Consider the following 18,365-nt stretch of genomic DNA (forward strand, 5'->3'; position numbering starts at 1 on the left):
AACGGCGGCCGATCGGGTGGACCCTCGACGGGCGGGGCGGGCAGTGGCATCTTCCCTTCCGGGGCCGGTTCACGATGGCCCGGCGGAGCGCCCCGGTCTCAGCGCCCGCTCGACCACGTGAAGGGGGAGAGATGGCCGGCCGACGCAGGGCGATCGCCCGACTGTTGACGATGTGCCTGGTCGCGGGCGCGGCAGGTGGCTGGGCTCCGGAGGTGCGCGGTGCGCTCCCCGCCGACCAGACGACGATCTCCCATGACGACCTGCGGACCGGCTGGGACCGGGACGAGCCCGGTCTCGCCCCCGACCAGGTGTCCAGCTCGGACTTCGGCCTCCAGTTCTCCACCACCGTCGACGGCCAGGTGTACGCGCAGCCGCTCGTCGTGGGGGGCACGCTCGTCGCGGCGACCGAGAACAACAAGGTGTACGGGATCGACGCCGCCACCGGGGCCATCGGCTGGACCAAGGACCTCGGCGCCCCCTGGCCGGCCTCGGCGATCAGCTGCGGGGACCTGGTGCCGAACATCGGGGTGACCTCCACCCCCGTCTACGACCCGGCGACCAACGCCGTCTACCTGACCTCCAAGGTCAACGACGGTATCGACGTCCAGCATCCCAACTGGTACGTGCACGCGCTCGACCCGGTGACGGGAGCCGAGCGCGCGGGCTGGCCGGTGAAGGTGGCGGGCGCGCCGGTGAACGATCCGGGGCGGGCGTTCAATCCGTACACGGCGGGGCAGCGGCCCGGGCTGTTGCTCATGGGCGGTTCCGTCTACGCGGCCTTCGCCTCGCACTGCGACCGCGGCCCGTACGTCGGGTACGTCATGGGTGTCAGCACCACGACGCGCCGGACGACGCTGTGGGCCACCGAGGACTCGTCCGCCAACGGCATGGCCGGTGTCTGGATGAGCGGTGGCGGTCTGGTCTCCGACGGCCCGGGCCGGATCCTCTTCTCGACGGGCAACGGGGTCTCGCCCGCGCCGGGCCCCGGCAGCCTGCCGCCGGGGCAGCTCGCGGAGTCGGTCGTCCGGCTCGGGGTGAACAGCGACGGGACGATGTCGGCACAGGACTTCTTCAGTCCGGCCAACGCCTCCCAGCTCGACCTGAACGACACCGATCTGGGCTCGGGCGGTCCGGTGGCCCTCCCGGGTCCGGTCTTCGGCACCAGCCGGTATCCGCGGCTGCTCGTCCAGATCGGCAAGGACGGGCGGCTGTTCCTGCTCGACCGGGACGACCTCGGCGGCCGGAGCCAGGGTCCGGGCGGTACGGACAAGGTGCTGGGCGCGTTCGGTCCCTACGAGGGCGTCTGGGGGCATCCCGCCGTGTACGGCGGGCAGGGCGGTTACGTCTACACGATCGGCAGCGGCGGCCCGCTGCGGGCGTTCGCGTACGGACTCACCGGCTCCGGGCTCCCGGGGCTGACCAACACGGGCAGCAGCGCGCAGCGGTTCGGCTACACCTCGGGCTCTCCGGTGGTGACCTCGACGGGGACGAATCCGGGGTCGGCGCTCGTGTGGGCGGTCGCGTCCGATGGGGCGAGCGGCGCCAACGGGCAGCTGCGGGCGTACGACGCGGTGCCCGTGAACGGGGCGCTGCGACTGCGGTGGTCGGCGCCGATCGGGGTGGCGTCGAAGTTCTCCGTGCCCGCCACCGACGGCGGGCGGATCTACGTGGGGACGCGGGACGGGCACGTGCTGGCCTTCGGGCGGCCGGCCAACAGCGCCCTGACGGGCGCGCCGGTGGACGCCGGCGAGGTGGCGGTCGGGGCGGCGGGGAGCGTCACGGCCACGGTCACGGCGACCCGGGACGTGACGATCACCGGGGTGAGCACGACGGCGGGCGGCCCGTTCTCGGCGACCTCCGCCGGGCTGCCGCGCACGCTGCGGGCGGGCGAGACCCACACCGCGCAGGTGACCTTCTCCCCCACGGCGCCCGGCCCCGACACCTCGGCGCTGACCTTCTCCACGAACCTCGGCGACAGCGCGCTCGGGCTCACGGGGTACGGCACCCGGCCCGGGCTCCTCGCGTCGCCGGGCGCGCTCGACTTCGGCACGGTGCCGACCACGACGAGCAAGTCGCTCGGCGTCACGTTCACGAACACGGGGACGGCCGACGAGACGATCTCCTCGGTCTCCGTCCCTGGCGCCCCCTTCGGCTCGGCGGACCCGCCGGCCGTCGGGACGGTCGTGAAGCCCCGGCAGTCCGTCACCGTGCAGGTGACGTACGCCCCGACGGCCGCCGGGGAGCACACGGGAACGCTCGCCGTCGGCGGCGCGAACGGCACGGCGTCGGTCGCGATCACCGGCACGGCGGTGACCGGGCGGGCGGAGCTCACGATCACGCCCACCTCGACGGCCTTCGGCGAGGTGAAGGTCGGTCAGTCGGTCACCAGGACCTTTGACATCAGCAACACCGGCAACATCCCGCTCACCGTCACCAAGGCGAAGGCGCCCGCGGCTCCCTTCCACGTGAGCAATCCGATCAGCGAGGGCCAGGTCCTGGGTCCCGAGGACGTGGTCCACCAGGCCGTGACCTTCTCGCCCACGTCGATCGGGGCGGTGAGCGCCGCGTACGAGCTGACCTCGGACGACGGGCGGGGCCCGCGCAACGAGGCGCTGACCGGTACCGGCGTGGCCGGCACCGGGGTCACCGTGCCCTCGCCGGGCGCGGGCGGCTGGCGGCTCAACGGCGCCGCCGCGATCTCCGGCAACGACCTCCAGCTCACGCAGGCGAGCGCGTCCCAGCGGGGTGCGGCGGTCTGGCCCGTCCCCGTGCTCACCGACGGTCTCAAGGCCTCGTTCACCACGGTGATCGGCGGCGGCACCGGCGCCGACGGGCTCACCTTCGCCCTGCTCGACCCGGCCGGGACGACGCCGAACGCGCTCGGCGGCGTCGGGGGCGGCCTCGGCTACTCCGGGCTCCCCGGTGTGGCCGTCACCTTCGACACGTACCGCAACCCCGGGGACCCGTCGGCCAACTTCGTCGGCATCGCGACCGGCGGCAGCGGCTCGGCCCTCACGTACGCGGCGACGACGTCCAGCGTCCCGAACCTGCGGGCGGGCACCCACACGGTCACCGTCGCGGTCACCGGCAAGACGGTCACGGTCTCCGTCGACGGCACCCAGCGGCTGCGCACGACGGTGGCCTCGCTGCCGCCGGCGGCCCTGCTCGCCTTCACGGGCGGGTCGGGGGGCCACACCGACATCCACGCCGTGCGCGGCGCGGCGATCACCTCCCCGTCGTACGCGCTGCCGCCGCCGGGCCCGAACGGCTGGTCGTACAACGGCAGCGCCGTGCAGTCCGGCACGAGCCTCGTCGTCAACCCCGCGCAGGCGTACGTCAAGGGCTCGGCGGTCCAGGCCACGGCCGTGCCGTCGGCCCGGCTGCGGGCCCGCTTCACCGCGACGCTCTCGGGCGGCACCGGCGGCGACGGGCTCGCCCTGCTGCTCCTCGACGCGACCCGGAACACGCCGAAGGCGCTGGGGTACGGGGGCGGCGGGCTCGGCTACAGCGGGCTGCCCGGGGTGGCCGTCGCCCTGGACACGTACCGCAACCCCGGCGAACCGTCGTCGAACTTCGTCGGCGTGGCCACGAGCGGCTCGGCGTCCACGCTGCGGTACGCGGCGACCTCGACCGCCGTCCCCGCGCTGCGTACGGGCAGTCACACGGTCGACGTGAACGTGACCGCCGCCGGGCGGCTCCTCGTCCTCGTCGACGGGGTGCAGGTCATCGACGTGGCGGTGACGCTGCCGAAGAACGTCCTGGTCGGATTCAGCGGCGCGACAGGCGGCCTGACGGATCGTCATGCGGTGTCGGGGGTCCGTGTCGGCTACTGAGCGGGGTGCCGGGGCGCCGCCCGTACCGGTGAGCGGCGCACCGCCCCGATACCTGTCCGCATGCCGGACGTGCGCGGTAGTCTTCTCGCCTTTCGGAGCACGTACCCGATCTCTTCCGTGAGGCGAGCGATACACATGACCGAACTGAGCCGGATATTCGTGGACGAGTGCCTGCACGGGGACGGCGACCTCGGCGGGGCCGTCGCCCGGGCCGCCTTCCCTCCGGGCTTCGAGAAGGCCTGGCGGTCGTACCTGTTGCACCGGCCCTGGTTCGTGGACGCCGCGGAGACGGAGGCCTTCGCGCGGGACCTGGGGGGCCTCTTCGACCTCCTGGTGTCGCTGCCGCGGCGGCTGTTCGACGGTGACATGGAGCGGTACGGGGCGGCCATCGGGATCGACCCCCGGCTCGTGTCGCTGCTCCGCCGGGGCGGATCCGGGGTTCCCGACCGGCTGGGCCGTGCCGACGCGTACCACGACGGCACCTCGTACAAGCTCCTGGAGTTCAACCTCGGCAGCGAGGTGGGCGGTCTCGAACTGGCCGTGTTCAACGAAGGGCTCCTCGGCGTACCGGAGTTCGGCGCCTTCGCGCGGAAGCACGAGCTCGGCCACGTCGACATCGGCGCCCGGATGGCGGCGGTGCTGCGGGAGCGGGCGAAGCCGGCCGTGTCGGGCGGGGCGGAGCCGGTCGTCGGGCTGATCGAGGGGCGCGGCGGGGTCGCCGCGTACGGCCGGATGATGGTCGCCACGCAGGAGGCGATGGCCGCGCACGGTCTCGACGTGCGGATCGGCGAGGTCGGGGACGTCCGCACGCGCCCCGACGGCAAGTTGACGCTGGACGGGACGCCGCTCGACCTGGTCGTGCGGAACTTCGCGGCCGGTCAGCTGTGGGAGGATCCGGCGGGGCCGGAGGTGGCGGAGCCGTTCTTCCGCGCCCACGAGGCGGGCAGGACCGTGCTGTTCACGACCCTGGAGAGCGGCTTCTACGGGAACAAGAGCGCGCTCTCGCTGCTCACCGACCCCCGGTGGAGCGGTGCGTTCGACGACGCCGAGCGGGCTCTGGTCGAGCGGCTGCTGCCGTGGAGCCGCACGGTGAGCGGGTCCGGACCTGCCGGGGTCGCGGAGATCGTGGACCTGTGCCGGGAGCGGCGGGAGCGGCTCATCCTCAAGCCCGGGGCCGGGTACGGCGGTCTGGACACGTTCGTCGGCTGGGAGAGCACCGAGTCCGAGTGGCGGGCGGCGCTGTCCGTCGCCGTCGAGCACGGCGGCTACGTGGCCCAGGAGCGGGTCGTCCCGCGCGCCGAGCCCGTGTACGACCCGGCGACGGGGACGGTCGACGACTGGATCGCGGTCCTGGGGGTCTTCCTCACCGACGACGGGTACGCCGGGACGCACGCGCGGGCGAACCGGGCGGACGGGGGCGCGATCGTGGGTCTGAGCAGCAATCCGGGCACGCGCATGGTCGGCGTGTTCTCGCATCCCTGACGGGCGCCCGGAGCTCTCAGCGCGTGCCGTCCTTCTTCCAGGGGCCGATGCCGAGCTTCCCCGTCGTGCCGAGGTCGAGCTCGGGCGTCACCATGGCGGGGGCGGCGCCGGGGAGCGCGGCGGCGCTACGCGTGCGGGGTGGCCTCCTGGGGGCGCAGTGCCGCCACCGCGCTGAGCATCAGCTCCAGGGCGAAGGGGTAGCCGCTGTCCTGCATGTCGGCGGCGAGCAGCGGGTAGGTCGCGGCGATGTTCGGGTGGGTGTCCGGCGACAGTCTGCCGTACACCGACTGCCAGACCTCCTGGTCCCCCTCCCTCGCGGCGGGCGGCAGGGCCGCCGCGGCGGCGTCCTGGGCGGCGAAGGCGAGGGCCTGGTCGACGAAGGCGTGGTAGATGCGCACCGCGAGGGGGTCCGGGAAGCCTCCGGAGCGCAGGATGCCGAGGATCCGCTCGACGGCCCGGGTCTCGTGGGGGCGACCGGTCGTGCGGTACGCGCCGAGGACCGCGGCCTGCGGATGATCGAGGTAGCAGGCGTGGATCCGCAGCCCCATCGAGCGGAGGTCCTCCCGCCAGTCGCCCGTCGCCGTCCAGCTCTCCTGCGCCCGGCCGATGAGTTCGTCCGCGATCGCGAGGAGGAGGGCGTCGGTGTTGCGGAAGTAGCGGTAGAGCGCGCTGGGGTCGGAGCCGAGCGCCGCGCCCAGCCTCCGTACCGACAGGGCTTCGGCGCCGTGCTGGGCGACGAGGCGGAGCGCCGTGTCGACGATCAGCTGCTCGGAGAGGACGGCGCCCTGCTTGGTGGGGCGGCGGCGCTGTCGGCTGCTTTCGGGGACCACGCGTTCGGACATGTCCGGGACCTTACGTCAACACCATTGACGTGTAAACGGCCTTGCCGCTTCCATAGCGCCCAACCACCTGCCGCCTCTTGTTCTGGAGCATTCGCATGGCCAAGGCCGATCTGGTCTTCACCCGCGGTCCCGTCTTCACGGTGGACCCGGCCCGCACCCGGGCGACCTCGCTCGCCGTCATCGGCGAGCGGATCGCCGCCGTCGGCCACGACGAGGTGCGCGAGCTCATCGGCCCGGACACCGAGGTCGTCGACCTGACGGGGAAGCTGCTGGTCCCGGGTTTCCAGGACGCCCACGTCCACGCGGTGTTCGCCGGGGCCGAGCTGGCCCAGTGCGACCTGTCGGAGACCGTCAGCGTCGACGAGTACCTGCGCCTGGTCCGCGCCTACGCGGACGCGAACCCGGACCGCGAGTGGATCTCCGGCGGCGGCTGGTCGATGGAGAGCTTCGAGGGCGGTCTGCCGACCCGGCAGCTGCTCGACTCGGTCGTCCCGGACCGGCCGGTCCTGCTGTCGAACCGCGACCACCACGGCGCCTGGGCCAACACGCGGGCGCTGGAGCTGGCGGGGATCACCGCCGACACCCCCGACCCGGCGGACGGCCGCATCGAGCGGGAGGCGGACGGCACCCCCAGCGGCATGCTCCAGGAGGGCGCCGCCGGCCTCGTCGGCCACCTGGTGCCGCCGATGTCGGACGCCGACCGCCTCGCCGGGCTCTACCGCGCCCAGTCGCTGCTGCACTCCCTCGGTGTCACCGGCTGGCAGGACGCCATGCTCGGCGAGTTCCACGGGCAGCCCGACCCCTCCGACGCCTACCTGACGGCCGCCCTCGACGGCACGCTCACCGCCCGGGTCACCGGCGCGCTCTGGTGGGACCGCGAGCGCGGTGCCGAGCAGATCCCCGAACTGGTCGCCCGGCGCGCGAAGCTGAACGCCGGCCGGTTCCGCGCGACCTCGATCAAGATCATGCAGGACGGCGTCGCGGAGAACTTCACCGCCGCCATGACGACCCCGTACCTGGACGGCTGCGGCTGCGCCACCGCCAACTCGGGTCTGAGCTTCGTCGACCCCGACGCGCTGCGCGGCTACGTGACCGAGCTCGACGCCCTCGGCTTCCAGGTCCACTTCCACGCCCTGGGCGACCGGGCCGTCCGGGAGGCCCTCGACGCGATCGAGGCCGCCATGGCGGTCAACGGGCGGCGCGGCAACCGCCACCACCTCGCGCACCTCCAGGTCGTCCACCCCGACGACCTCGCCCGCTTCGCCGCGCTCGGCGCCATCGCCAACATCCAGCCGCTGTGGGCGGCCCACGAGCCGCAGATGGACGAGCTGACGATTCCGTTCCTCGGCGCGGAGCGCGCCTCCTGGCAGTACCCCTTCGGCGACCTCGTCCGCGCCGGGGCCACGCTCGCCGCCGGCAGCGACTGGCCCGTCAGCAGCCCCGACCCGATCGCGGGCATCCACGTGGCCGTGAACCGCCGCGACCCGGAGTCCGCCGACGCGCCGGTCTTCTACCCCGAGCAGCGGCTCGACCTCCCGACCGCGCTGGCCGCCTACACCGCCGGCACCGCCCATGTGAACGGGCACGACGACGCGGGCAGCCTGCGCGCCGGGAACCTCGCCGACCTCGTGGTCCTGGACCGCGACATCCTCACGGCGCCGCCGGAGGAGATCGGTCAGGCCCGGGTGGAGCGGACCTACGTCGGCGGCAAGCTCGTCCACGCGAGCTGACGGGTCCGGATCTAGCCGTGCTTCCGCACCGAGGACGCCCGGACGTCGAGGCGGGTCGGGACCACCGTCCCGGCCGGTTCCCGGCCGCCGTGCTCCAGGACCCGCACCAGGTGCTCGATGCCCGCCTCTGCGATCGCCTCGGGCCGCAGGCTCAGGGTGGTCACGGGCGGCTCGGTGTGCTCGGCCGTGACGTCCTCGCTCACACAGGCGAGGAGCAGATCGCCGGGTACGTCGTAACCGTGGCGGCGCGCCGCCTCCAGGACGAGGGGCGGGCTCGCCTCGGCGACGACGAGGAGGGCGTCGGGCCGGTCCCCGCCGGCCTGCAGGCCGTCCTCCTCGCCCGCCGGTCCTCCCGTCAGGGCGGTCTCGACGGCGCGGACCACGGGTCCGTTGCCGTGTTCCGCGACCCGCACGACCCGCTCCGGCAGGCCGTGCTCCGCGCACCACTCCCGGTGGGCGGCGAAGACCTCGGCATGGAAGCGGGTGGTGCTGTCGGGTACGACGAGGACGGGTCTCCGGGCGCCCTGCTCGCGGAAGTGGTCCAGGGCGGTACGGACGGCGGCGCTCGTGTCGACGTCCACCCAGTACGCCCCGGGCCGTCCCTCCACGGAGCGGTCGCTGAAGACCGGGATGCCGGCGGCGAGCACGTCGTCGACGATCCGGTCGTCGGCACCGGGGTCGGTGACGACCACGGCGTCGAGCGGCAGCTCGGACCACTCGTTCTGCAGGGATCCGGCGGGCAGCAGGACCATGGCGTAGCCGCGTCGCAGCGCGGTCGCCGCCGTGGCCCCGGTCAGCCGGGCGAAGTACGGCGACTCCAGGAAGACCGCGGGGGCGTCGGCCATCTCCCCCACCACGTATCCGATCAACTTGGCTCGACCCGCGCGTAGTTGGCGCGCGGTGGCATTGGGCCGGTAGCCCATTCTGCGCGCGGTCTCACGGGCCTTCTCCCGCACTTCGGGAGAGAGCCTTCCGGTGTCGTTGAGAGCCGCCGAGACGGTCGTCTTGGACAGGCCCGCCTCGCGGGCGACGTCGACGAGACGGACGCGCGGGGTGGGTGAAGAGTGCTGCCCGCCGTGCCGTGATCCAGAGGTCATGAACCGATGGTGCCACCCTCCTGACCTTTGCAAAACCGTTCCCGCAGGACCTTGTGCGGGAACGTTCCCGCATTAATACTCGCTCCATCCCCCCAGCGCCCGTCACTACACCCGTAAAGGGGTGGGTCTGCATGCGCATGTCGAGAACCATCGCGCTCCTCACCTGTACCGCCGCCCTCGCCGCCACGACCGCCGCCTGTTCCGGCGCCACGAAGCCCACGGCCGCCCCCGGCGGCGGGCCCGGCTACGAGGTCACCCCGACCTCGCCGCCCGCGAAGGGCACCCTGGACTCCTTCACGTGGTCCCTCTACGCCGAGCCGTACACGCTCGACTACGCCCTCGCGTACGACTACCCGCCGAACACCGTGCTCGCCAACGTGTGCGAGCAGCTGTTCCGGGTCACGCCCGACATGAAGATCGAGCCCGGTCTCGCGGTCAAGTACGCGCAGCCCGATCCGCGCACGCTGGTCTACACCCTCCGCTCCGGGGTGAAGTTCCACGACGGCACGACGATGACCGCCGACGACGTCGTGGCCTCCCTCAAGCGCCAGATGGACCCCGCGACCGGCTCGCCGTGGGGCTCGGCCTTCAAGAACGTCGACTCGATCGAGAAGACCGGTCCCCTGGAGGTGACCCTCCGCCTCGGCAAGGCCGACGTCCTGCTGCACGAACTGATGGCCGCCTCCCCCGGCACCATCGAGAGCGCCGCGTACCTGAAGAAGGCCGGCAAGGACTACGGCACCCCCAAGGGCGGCGTGAACTGCACCGGCCCCTTCTCCCTCGAATCCTGGGACGCGGGCTCCGGCATCACCCTGAAGAAGAACGCCGCCTACTGGGACCCGAAGCTCGCGCCCAAGTCGGAGTCCGTCAAGTTCACCTTCATCGAGGACCCGGCGGCGCGCACCAGCGCCATGCTCTCCGGCACCGCCGACGGCGGGTACATGGTGCCCACGTCCTCGATCCAGCAGCTGCGGACCAGCGGCAAGGGCACGCTGCTCTTCGGCCCGAACACCGCCGCCGCTGACCTCGCCGTCCTCGACCTGCACGGCCCGCTCGGCAACCTCAAGGTCCGCCAGGCCCTCTCCATGGCCCTCGACCGGAAGAACATCGTCAAGGCCGCGGCCGGCGGTGTCGGCGTCCCCGCGAAGGCCCCCGCCGCGCGCGGCGCCTGGTCGCTCGCCCCGGAGAAGACCGCCGAGCTGTACGACACGCTGCCCGAGCCCGTCTACGACGTCGAGGCCGCGAAGAAGCTCGTCCAGGAGTCCGGCGCCTCCGGTCGCACCATCACCCTGGTCACCAGCACCCTCGCCCCCGAGATCAGCATCGTCGCCACCGCCGTGCAGGCCGCCGGCCGGCAGATCGGCCTCGACATCAAGCTGAAGTCCGTCGCCCCCGAGGCGTACAGCAGCATCTTCGTCGACCCCGACGCCCGCGCAGGCCTCGACCTCGTGATCACCAACGGGTACGACAACACGCCCGACCCGCTGGAGTTCTACCAGTACTTCCGCACCGGGGACTTCGGCAACTACGGAAACTGGTCGAACGCCGAGTACGACGTCGCCTTCGACCGCGCCAACTCGGAGCCCGACCCGGGCAAGCGCGCCGAGAAGACCGCCGAGCTCCAGAAGATCGCGCTGCGCGAGCTGCCGAGCATCCCCGTGTACGAGGCGCCCTACAACGTCTTCCTCGGCAAGCGCATCACCGGTGCCCCCACCGGCATCGCCCAGCTGTACTACCCGTGGGCCGCGACGATCGGGGCCGCGAAGTAATGACCCGATACCTCGTCGGCCGGCTCCTCGGGCTGGTGGCGGTGCTGTTCGTGACCTCCCTCGTGGTCTTCGGCGCCATCCACCTGGCCCCCGGCGACCCGGTGACCTTCCTGCTCCACGGCCGCCCCGCGACGCCCGAGGCCGTGGCGGCCCTGCGCACCGAGTACCACCTGGACGACCCGCTGGCCGTCCAGTACGCGAAGTGGCTCGGCGGTGTCCTCACCGGCGACTTCGGCACCTCCGCCCAGTTCCACCAGGACGTGGCCGACCTCATCGGCTCCCGGCTGCCCAGCACGGCGCTGCTCGTCGCGTACGCGGCGCTGCTCGTCACACTGATCGGCGTCGGGTCCGGGATCCTCGCCGCGCTGCGCCCCGGCCCGCTGGACCGGACGGTCCTCATCGGCACCGGTGTCGCCACGGCGACCCCGTCCTTCGTGAGCGCCATCGTGCTCGTGTCGGTCTTCTCGGTGCAGCTGGGCTGGTTCCCCGGCCCCGGCGGCACCCCGGTGGGCTTCTCCCAGCAGATCTACCACCTGACCCTGCCGGCCTTCGCCCTGGCGATGACCTTCGCGGGGCTGCTCGCCCGGGTCACCCGCTCCGCGATGCTCGACGAGCTCGGCCGTGAGCACGTCGAGGTGGCCCGCGCCCGCGGCGTCGCGGGCCGGACCGTGGTCCGCCGGCACGTCCTGCGCAACGCCCTCGGTCCGGTCGTCACGGTCGGCGGCACGATGCTCGCCGGCCTCCTCATCAGCACCTCGATCGTCGAGACCGCCTTCGACGTGCCCGGGCTCGGCTCGCTGCTCGTGTCGTCGGTGACCGCCCAGGACTTCTCGGTGGTGCAGGCGATCACCCTGCTCAGCGTCGCCGCCTTCGTCCTCGTGAACCTCGCCGTCGACCTGCTCGCGCCCCTCATCGACCCCCGGCTGTCGCTCCACGGGGAAGGCTCCTCATGACCACCACCACCTCCACGGTGCCGTACCGCAGGCCCGGCCTCCGCCGGCTGCGCGCCCTCGGCCAGGGTCCCCTCTTCACGGTCTCGGTCGCGGTGCTCGTCGCCCTCGTCCTGGTCGCCGTCCTCGCGCCCCTCCTCGCCCCGTACGACCCCGAGGCCGTCGACCTCACGTCGAGCCTCGTCGGGACCAGCGGCGACCACCTCCTCGGCACCGACCAGTCCGGGCGGGACATCCTGTCCCGGCTGCTCTACGGCGCCCGCACCGGACTCCTCGGGCCGCTGCTCGTCGTCGCCGTCTCCACCCTCCTCGGCACCCTGATCGGCGTCGTGGCGGCCTGGCGCGGCGGCTGGGCGGACACGCTCCTGTCCCGCTCGATGGACATGGTCTTCGCGATCCCCGGGCTGCTGCTCGCCATCCTGCTCGTGACCGTCGTCGGCTCCGGGATGACCGCGCCGGTGATCGCCATGGCCGTGGCGTACACCCCGTACGTGGGCCGGCTCGTGCGCGGCATCGCGCGCCAGGAGAAGGCCCGCCCGTACATCGAGGCGTACCGGGTGCAGGGCTGGTCCGGGTGGACGGTCTGCCTGCGCCACCTGCTGCCGAACATCGCCCCGACGGTCTTCGCCCAGTCCGCGATGAACTTCGGGTACGCGCTGATGGACCTCGCGGCGCTCTCCTACCTCGGCTTCGGCGTGCAGCCGCCGACCGCCGACTGGGGCGCCATGATCAACGAAGGCCAGTCGGCCGTCCAGCAGGGGGCGATGCTGCCCGCCCTCGCGCCCTCCGCGTGCATCGTGCTCGCCGTGGTGGCGTTCGGCATCGTCGGCGAGGGACTCGCCGACCGGATCGCGAAGCGTGAGCGGTGAACGGCATGAAGGAACACAGCGGCACGACGCCGGTCCTGGAGATCGACGGGCTCGACGTCCGGCTCCCCGAGGGCCGCGCCGGACGGCCGATCCTGGACGGCGTCAGCCTGCGGGTCGGCGCCGGGGAGAGCGTCGGCCTGGTCGGCGAGTCCGGCTCGGGCAAGTCGGTGGCCTGCCGCAGCGTCCTCGGACTGCTGCCCGGGGGCGCCCGCACCACCGGCGAGGTCCGGGTCGCCGGCCGTGACGTGCTCGCCATGAACCGCACGGAGCTGGCCGCGCTGCGGGCCCGGCAGGTCTCCATGGTCTTCCAGGACCCGCGGGCCTCCGTCAATCCGCTCCGCCGCGTCGGCGACTTCCTCACCGAGGGACTGCGCGCGGCCGGCACCCCGCCGGCCGCGGCGACCGCGCGGGCCCTGGAGCTGCTCGAAGCGGTCGGCATCCGCGACCCGAAGGGCGCGCTGCGCCGTCGGCCGCACGAGTTCTCCGGCGGCATGCTCCAGCGGGTGGTCATCGCCGCGGCGCTCGCCTCCGAACCCGCGCTGCTCGTCGCCGACGAGCCGACGACCGCCCTGGACGTCACGACCCAGGCGGAGATCATCCGGATCCTGACCCGCCTGCGGGCCGAGCGCGGCACGGGCATGCTCTTCGTCACCCACGACCTCGAACTCGCCTCCGCCGTCTGCGACCGCGTGTACGTGATGTACGCGGGCCGGATCGTGGAGACGCGGGGCACCGACGAGCTGTTCGACCGGCCCCGCCACCCGTACACGGCGGGCCTGCTCGCCTGCACGCCGGGCATCGAACCCGGCTCCCCCGCGCCCCGGCCCATCCCGGGACGGCCCGTCTCCCTGGCCGAGACGCCGCCGGGCTGCGCCTTCGCCGCGCGCTGCGCCCACGCCGTACCGCGCTGCTCCCAGGAGAAGCCGGTCCTCGCCCGGCACGGCGACGGACTCGCCGCCTGCCACCGCGCCGACGAAGGGATCATGCTGTGACCGTGTCGACAAAGGACGCCCCGGTCGTCGAGACCGGCCTGGTCGTCGACGGCCTGCGGAAGGTGTACGGCGACCACACGGCCGTCGACGGCGTGTCCTTCACCCTGGCGCCCGGATCCTCCCTCGCGATCGTCGGCGAGTCCGGCAGCGGCAAGACCACCACGGTCCGGATGCTCGTCGGTCTGGAGCGCCCGGACGGCGGCACCGTCCGCCTGGACGGCCGGGACCGCTCCACGCTGCCCCGGGGCCGGGCCGAACGGCTGGCCAGGGCCCGGGAGATCCAGATGGTCTTCCAGGACCCGTACCTCTCGCTCGACCCCCGGATCACCGTCTCCGGCTGCCTCGACGAGGTGCTCCGCCTCCACACCGCCCTCGACGCGACCGCCCGCGCCGCCCGGGTCTCCGAGCTCCTCGACCAGGTCGGGCTCGGCACGCGCGAGGCCTCGGCCCTCCCCCGCGGGCTGTCCGGCGGGCAGCGGCAGCGCGTGGCGATCGCCCGCGCCCTCGCCGTGGAGCCCCGCGTCCTCGTCCTCGACGAGGCCGTCGCCGCGCTCGACGTGTCGATCCAGGCGCAGATCCTCGAACTCCTCGCCACGATCCGCCGCGACTCGGGCATCGGCTACCTGTTCGTCACCCACGACCTGGCCGTGGTCCGGCACATCGCGGACGAGGTGATGGTCCTCAAGTCCGGTCAGGTCGTGGAGGCCGGCCCGACCTCGCGCGTACTGGAGTCCCCGGAGCACCCGTACACCCGGCTCCTGCTCGACTCCGTGCCCCGGCGCGGCGGGTTCGCGGCGGCGAGCTGACGGACCACCGGTGGGCCGACGGGCGTCGCGGTCACCGGTCACCTGTCGCCGGTCACCGGTCGGGGGGCCGGTGACCGGTCGCACGCCTCGCGCGCGGTCGCGCGGCCCGGTTACCGGGCGCGCGGCCCGGGGGTCAGGCCCGCAGCCGCCGGAGGACGGAGCGCATCGCGCGTTCCACGGCGGCGCGGGACGCGTCGGTGGGGTCGGTCAGTTCGAAGCCGTGGTGGCCCAGCGGCACGTCGACGAGTTCGACCTCCACCCCGCTCTTCGCGGCGGCGTCCAGGAACTCCTGGACCGTCGCCGCGAAGGCGGGGTGTTCGAGTCCGGCCCGGGTGAGAACGACCGGCGGCGCGCCCGGTCCCGGAGCGAGCGCGTCGACCGGCCGGAAGCGGGACTCCACTGCGCCCCAGCCGGGCAGCGGCCCGAGAGCGGGGTAGTTCGCCGCCACGCACCGCAGCCACGGCGGGGGCGCGGCGAGCCAGTCCGCCGCGAGGAGTCCGCCGGTGGAGAAGAACCAGAGGGCGATGCGGTCGCCGTCCACGCGCGGGTCGGCGCGGACCAGTTCGACCGCCTCGGCGAGGTCGTCGGCGGCCCGCGGATAGTCGGCGAGGCCGTGCAGCCGGTGGTCGAGGGTCACGCCGACGGCACCGAGGCTCGCCGCGTAGCGGCCGTATCCGAGGAAGAACGGCGTATCGCGCGGCGTGGGCCGCTGGTCGGGGGCGATCGGCCCGCCGTGGACGAAGACCACGGCCGGCCGGGGCGAGTCCCCGGGTCCGCCCGCTTCCGGCAGGTGGAGGTCGACCCGTCCCCGCCGCTCGCGCGGCGCCTCGGGGACGTCCAGGAGGAACGGCAGGAGGTGCGTGGGCCCTTCGGGGGCGTGGACGCGCTCGGGGGCGCTCACCCGGTGGCCCTCTCCGGCCGCCGCGCGCAGCAGCGTCTCGGCGAGCTCCTCGGGGACGGAGAGCATCGGCCAGTGCCCGGTGGCCAGTTCGAGGAAGCGCACCCGGTCGTCGGCGAGCGCCCGGATCTGCGGCGGGCCCACTTCCACCAGCATCTCGACCAGGTCGATGCTCGATCCGTTGGCGGTGCACAGGACGCCGGTGACCGGCAGGGCGGAGCCGGCACCGGTCAGGCGCAGCGGCCGCGTGAGCGTGCCGGGCGGCTGCGGGGCGGCGAGCCGCTCCAGGCGGTCCAGCGCCGCGGCCGGGACGCCCTCGGTGCTGCCCCAGCGCGGCCAGGTGTCGCGCGTCGGCGGCGGGACCGGTCCGTGGTTCTCGGCCGCCCGGGTCGGGTCCGCGAGCCGGGCCCGGACCTCCGGGTCGGGCACGGAGCGTACGGGCGCCTCGCCGTCCTGCGGGAGGGCGGTGTCGAGGGCGACGACCCGGGAGACGCGCTCCGGCAGCCGGTCGGCGGCGCCGAGGACCGGATGGAGCCCGTAACCGTGCCCCACGAGGACGACGTCGGTCGCCCCGATCCCGTCCACGAGCCGCACCAGCTCCTCGACGTGCGTCTCCAGATCGGTGCCGGGCCCGGCCTCGCCGCGCCGGTCGCCCGAGCCGCTGAGCGTCACCGGGTACGCCTCCGCGCCCGCCTCCCGCAGCCGTACGGCCGTCTCCTCCCACACCCAGCCCCCGGTGAAGGCCCCCGGCACCAGCACGAACGCCGTCATGATCGTCTCCTCGTGACTCCTGGTCGATGCGTCGCGGCCACGCTAGGAACTCCCCTTGGGGGAGATTCAAGAGCGAGGTCCAAGAGGGAGCTTCGGGGGACTTCGGGGGGAACTTCGGGAGCGCCGACGTAGGGTTCGACCCGTGGAGTCCGACGGGCTGTGGAGCATCGGGGACCTCGCCGAGCGGGCGGGGGTCACCGTGAAGACCGTGCGTTTCTACTCCGACCGGGGTCTGCTCCCGGAGGCGGGGCGCAGTTCCGGTGGGCATCGGCGGTACGGGCCCGAGGCGCTCGGGCGGCTGCGGCTCATCCGTTCGCTGCGCGCCCTCGATCTGCCGGTGCCGGAGGTGGAGCGGGTCCTCGACCGGGACGACGCCCTGGAGGAGGTCGTCGCGGGGCAGTTGCGCGACGTGACCTCCCAACTGACCGCGCTGCGCTGGCGCGAGGCGTCGCTGCGGCTGGTCCGGGACTGCGCGGCCGGGGAGCGCGCCGAGCGGTTGCGGCTGGTCGGCGCCGTGGCCATGCCGCCCGACACGACCGCCCTGGTCCGCTTCTGGCGGCGGGCGCTGCCGGTGCGGCTGCCGGCCAGGACCGTGTCGGCGGTCCTCGATTCCGTGGTGCCGCTGCCCCCTCGGGAGCCGAGCCCCGCGCAGGTGCTGGCCTTCGCCCGGCTGCACGAGCTGGTCACGGATCCGTGCGTCGACCGGCCGGAGTTCCGGCCGGCGCCGCCGCTGCCGGACGGGGAGTACCGGCCGGAGGTGCTGTACGAGGGGCTGGCCGAGGCGTACGCGCTGGCCGCGTCCTCGACGGCCGTACGCGGTGAGGCTCTCGACTGTTTCGTCGCCGCGTACGCGCTGGCGCTCGGCGCCCCCGACACCCCCGTCTTCCGCCGCCGTCTCCTCGGTCTGCTCGCCCGGAACGACGGTCCCGTGATCCAGCGCTACTGGAAGCTCGCCACCGGTCTCTTCGCTCCGGGCGAGCCGGTCCTCGGCGCCCTCCATCACCACCTCTCCGTCGCCCTGCACGCCCAGGTCGAGGCCCGGGCCGTCTGACGGGACCATCCGCATCGTGGGCACCCGGCGTCCACACGCTGGGCGGCCAGGTGGCGGATCTCGCCATGCCCCCGACGTCGCCGCAGGTCAGAGGCGTACGGAGAGGCCGTCAGGTGGCGCAATACTGCGGCAACACCACCCGGTCCCGTCCGCCGCTACGTTCCGTGGCATGCCAGCCGAACCCGCTTCCGCCGCCCTCCCGCTCGCCGCCGCCCGCCGTCGGCGCCTGCGGGCGGACCGGGCGCGGCAGCTCGCCGACCTGCTGCGTCACCAGATCCTGGCGGGCGGCTTCCCCGACGGGGTGCTGCCGCTGGAGGACGCGCTCGCCGCCGACTTCCGGGCCAGCCGGAACACCGTCCGGCAGGCCCTCGACCTGTTGCGCGGCGAGCAGATCGTCGCCCGGCAGCCGGGGGTCGGCACGGTGGTGGTGTGCGAGAAGTTCCCGCACGGCCTGGAGCGCCTCCGGGGGCTTGCCGAGACCCTGCACGAGCACGGCAGGGTCACGAACGAGGTCCGTACGGTCGGGCCGGTCGGAGCGCCGGGGCCGGTGGCCCACCGGCTCGGCCTGCCCGAGCACGCGGACGTGCTCTGCATCGAGCGGCTGCGCCGCCTGAACGGGCTGCCGCTCTCGCTGGACCTGTCGTACCTGCCGATGGACATCGGCGGTGAACTGCTGGGCTGCGACCTGGAGAACACGGATGTGTTCCGGCTCCTGGAGCAGCTCACGGGCGGCCCGTTGGGGCACGCCGAGATCACTCTGGAGGCCGTCAACGCCGACGCCCATTCGGCGGCGGTGCTCCAGGCCCCGCGCGGGGCGGCCGTCCTCATGCTGGAGCGGCTCACGCATCTGCCCGACGGACGGCCGGTGGACCTGGAGTTCATCCGGTTCCGCGGCGACCGCATCACCATGAGCGGCGTCCTGCGCCGCTCCCTCTGACCCCACCCCCCTCTTCTCGTACCCCCACGTCCCCGTCCTCGTACCCCCACGCCCCCTTCACGCACCCCCACTTCCCCCTTCTCGTACCCCCTTCCTGGAGACAGCCGTGCCTCTCGTCCCCCAGCGCGCCGACGTGCCCGTGACCATCGACGAGTCGAAGTGCATCGACGGCTGCACGCTCTGCGTCGACATGTGTCCGCTCGACTCGCTCGCGATCCGCGAGGACAACGGCAAGGCGTACATGCACGTGGACGAGTGCTGGTACTGCGGCCCGTGCGCCGCCCGCTGCCCCACCGGCGCGGTCACCGTCAACATGCCCTACCTGCTCCGGTGAAAGG

The 18,365-nt window shown here is 73.7% G+C and carries 14 protein-coding genes and 1 pseudogene; 11 read left to right on the top strand and 4 right to left on the bottom strand.

What is annotated here, in order from left to right:
- The first annotated feature begins 131 nt into the window (after window positions 1-131).
- Window positions 132-3,833 carry a choice-of-anchor D domain-containing protein gene (locus tag ACZ6K0_RS11990; RefSeq protein ID WP_469231814.1) on the top strand — a complete coding sequence of 1,234 codons (3,702 nt, stop codon included), beginning with the start codon at window positions 132-134 and terminating at the stop codon, window positions 3,831-3,833.
- Between the two features lie 135 nt (window positions 3,834-3,968).
- The gene (locus ACZ6K0_RS11995; protein ID WP_469231816.1) at window positions 3,969-5,315 is read left to right on the top strand and encodes a hypothetical protein; all 1,347 of its coding nucleotides are present in this window, start codon (window positions 3,969-3,971) and stop codon (window positions 5,313-5,315) included.
- A gap of 16 nt (window positions 5,316-5,331) precedes the next feature.
- Here ACZ6K0_RS11995 and ACZ6K0_RS12000 read toward each other — a convergent pair.
- A pseudogene (locus ACZ6K0_RS12000) lies at window positions 5,332-5,433 on the bottom strand (DUF4232 domain-containing protein); the annotation flags it as partial.
- 7 nt (window positions 5,434-5,440) lie between these two features.
- A complete protein-coding gene (locus tag ACZ6K0_RS12005; protein ID WP_469231818.1) occupies window positions 5,441-6,157 on the bottom strand; it encodes a TetR/AcrR family transcriptional regulator in 717 nt (238 codons plus the stop codon).
- Between the two features lie 95 nt (window positions 6,158-6,252).
- Between ACZ6K0_RS12005 and ACZ6K0_RS12010 the strand changes: the two genes are divergently transcribed.
- Entirely contained in the window at window positions 6,253-7,887 is a 1,635-nt protein-coding gene (locus ACZ6K0_RS12010; RefSeq protein WP_469231820.1) for an amidohydrolase, read from the top strand.
- Window positions 7,888-7,898: 11 nt separating this feature from the next.
- Here the strand turns inward: ACZ6K0_RS12010 and ACZ6K0_RS12015 are convergent, their stop codons facing one another.
- Window positions 7,899-8,984 carry a LacI family DNA-binding transcriptional regulator gene (locus tag ACZ6K0_RS12015; RefSeq protein ID WP_469231822.1) on the bottom strand — a complete coding sequence of 362 codons (1,086 nt, stop codon included), beginning with the start codon at window positions 8,982-8,984 and terminating at the stop codon, window positions 7,899-7,901.
- A 131-nt stretch (window positions 8,985-9,115) separates the two neighbouring features.
- Here ACZ6K0_RS12015 and ACZ6K0_RS12020 point away from each other — a divergent pair, with 131 nt between their 5' ends.
- The 5 genes from ACZ6K0_RS12020 to ACZ6K0_RS12040 are packed head-to-tail and all read left to right on the top strand — an operon-like array spanning window position 9,116 to window position 14,370.
- The gene (locus tag ACZ6K0_RS12020) at window positions 9,116-10,753 is read left to right on the top strand and encodes an ABC transporter substrate-binding protein (RefSeq protein ID WP_376398823.1); all 1,638 of its coding nucleotides are present in this window, start codon (window positions 9,116-9,118) and stop codon (window positions 10,751-10,753) included.
- Complete coding sequence (locus ACZ6K0_RS12025) at window positions 10,753-11,706, top strand: ABC transporter permease (protein ID WP_376398826.1); 954 nt, start codon at window positions 10,753-10,755, stop codon at window positions 11,704-11,706. The genes ACZ6K0_RS12020 and ACZ6K0_RS12025 overlap by 1 nt, the downstream gene beginning before the upstream one ends.
- Window positions 11,703-12,572 (top strand): ABC transporter permease, encoded by an 870-nt coding sequence (locus ACZ6K0_RS12030; RefSeq protein WP_376398829.1) that lies wholly within the window; start codon window positions 11,703-11,705, stop codon window positions 12,570-12,572. Before ACZ6K0_RS12025 ends, ACZ6K0_RS12030 begins: the two co-directional genes overlap by 4 nt.
- Before the next feature lie 5 nt (window positions 12,573-12,577).
- Window positions 12,578-13,564: an ABC transporter ATP-binding protein gene (locus tag ACZ6K0_RS12035; protein WP_376398832.1), complete on the top strand. Its 987-nt coding sequence runs from the start codon at window positions 12,578-12,580 to the stop codon at window positions 13,562-13,564.
- The gene (locus tag ACZ6K0_RS12040) at window positions 13,561-14,370 is read left to right on the top strand and encodes an ABC transporter ATP-binding protein (protein ID WP_376398835.1); all 810 of its coding nucleotides are present in this window, start codon (window positions 13,561-13,563) and stop codon (window positions 14,368-14,370) included. The genes ACZ6K0_RS12035 and ACZ6K0_RS12040 overlap by 4 nt, the downstream gene beginning before the upstream one ends.
- Before the next feature lie 133 nt (window positions 14,371-14,503).
- Here ACZ6K0_RS12040 and ACZ6K0_RS12045 read toward each other — a convergent pair whose 3' ends face one another.
- Window positions 14,504-16,039: an alpha/beta hydrolase gene (locus tag ACZ6K0_RS12045; RefSeq protein ID WP_469231826.1), complete on the bottom strand. Its 1,536-nt coding sequence runs from the start codon at window positions 16,037-16,039 to the stop codon at window positions 14,504-14,506.
- A gap of 142 nt (window positions 16,040-16,181) precedes the next feature.
- On the opposite strand from ACZ6K0_RS12045, the gene ACZ6K0_RS12050 reads away from it, so the two are divergent.
- The 3 genes from ACZ6K0_RS12050 to ACZ6K0_RS12060 all read left to right on the top strand — a co-directional run bounded on the left by ACZ6K0_RS12050 (window position 16,182) and on the right by ACZ6K0_RS12060 (window position 18,361).
- Window positions 16,182-17,090 carry a helix-turn-helix domain-containing protein gene (locus ACZ6K0_RS12050; RefSeq protein ID WP_469231828.1) on the top strand — a complete coding sequence of 303 codons (909 nt, stop codon included), beginning with the start codon at window positions 16,182-16,184 and terminating at the stop codon, window positions 17,088-17,090.
- A 169-nt stretch (window positions 17,091-17,259) separates the two neighbouring features.
- Window positions 17,260-18,027, top strand: coding sequence for a GntR family transcriptional regulator (locus ACZ6K0_RS12055; protein ID WP_469231830.1), 768 nt, complete (start codon window positions 17,260-17,262; stop codon window positions 18,025-18,027).
- Window positions 18,028-18,133: 106 nt separating this feature from the next.
- Window positions 18,134-18,361: a 4Fe-4S dicluster domain-containing protein gene (locus ACZ6K0_RS12060; protein ID WP_125741086.1), complete on the top strand. Its 228-nt coding sequence runs from the start codon at window positions 18,134-18,136 to the stop codon at window positions 18,359-18,361.
- The last annotated feature ends 4 nt before the right edge of the window (window positions 18,362-18,365 follow it).

It is taken from the genome of Streptomyces sp. NPDC042346, assembly GCF_055581845.1.

What these genes read in the sequence shown, in the direction of transcription:
- ACZ6K0_RS11990 (WP_469231814.1), top strand. Translation starts at nt 132, where the DNA reads ATGGCCGGCCGACGCAGGGCGATCGCCCGACTGTTGACGATGTGCCTG.
- ACZ6K0_RS11995 (WP_469231816.1), top strand. Translation starts at nt 3,969, where the DNA reads ATGACCGAACTGAGCCGGATATTCGTGGACGAGTGCCTGCACGGGGAC.
- ACZ6K0_RS12005 (WP_469231818.1), bottom strand. Translation starts at nt 6,157, where the DNA reads ATGTCCGAACGCGTGGTCCCCGAAAGCAGCCGACAGCGCCGCCGCCCC.
- ACZ6K0_RS12010 (WP_469231820.1), top strand. Translation starts at nt 6,253, where the DNA reads ATGGCCAAGGCCGATCTGGTCTTCACCCGCGGTCCCGTCTTCACGGTG.
- ACZ6K0_RS12015 (WP_469231822.1), bottom strand. Translation starts at nt 8,984, where the DNA reads ATGACCTCTGGATCACGGCACGGCGGGCAGCACTCTTCACCCACCCCG.
- ACZ6K0_RS12020 (WP_376398823.1), top strand. Translation starts at nt 9,116, where the DNA reads ATGCGCATGTCGAGAACCATCGCGCTCCTCACCTGTACCGCCGCCCTC.
- ACZ6K0_RS12025 (WP_376398826.1), top strand. Translation starts at nt 10,753, where the DNA reads ATGACCCGATACCTCGTCGGCCGGCTCCTCGGGCTGGTGGCGGTGCTG.
- ACZ6K0_RS12030 (WP_376398829.1), top strand. Translation starts at nt 11,703, where the DNA reads ATGACCACCACCACCTCCACGGTGCCGTACCGCAGGCCCGGCCTCCGC.
- ACZ6K0_RS12035 (WP_376398832.1), top strand. Translation starts at nt 12,578, where the DNA reads ATGAAGGAACACAGCGGCACGACGCCGGTCCTGGAGATCGACGGGCTC.
- ACZ6K0_RS12045 (WP_469231826.1), bottom strand. Translation starts at nt 16,039, where the DNA reads ATGACGGCGTTCGTGCTGGTGCCGGGGGCCTTCACCGGGGGCTGGGTG.
- ACZ6K0_RS12055 (WP_469231830.1), top strand. Translation starts at nt 17,260, where the DNA reads ATGCCAGCCGAACCCGCTTCCGCCGCCCTCCCGCTCGCCGCCGCCCGC.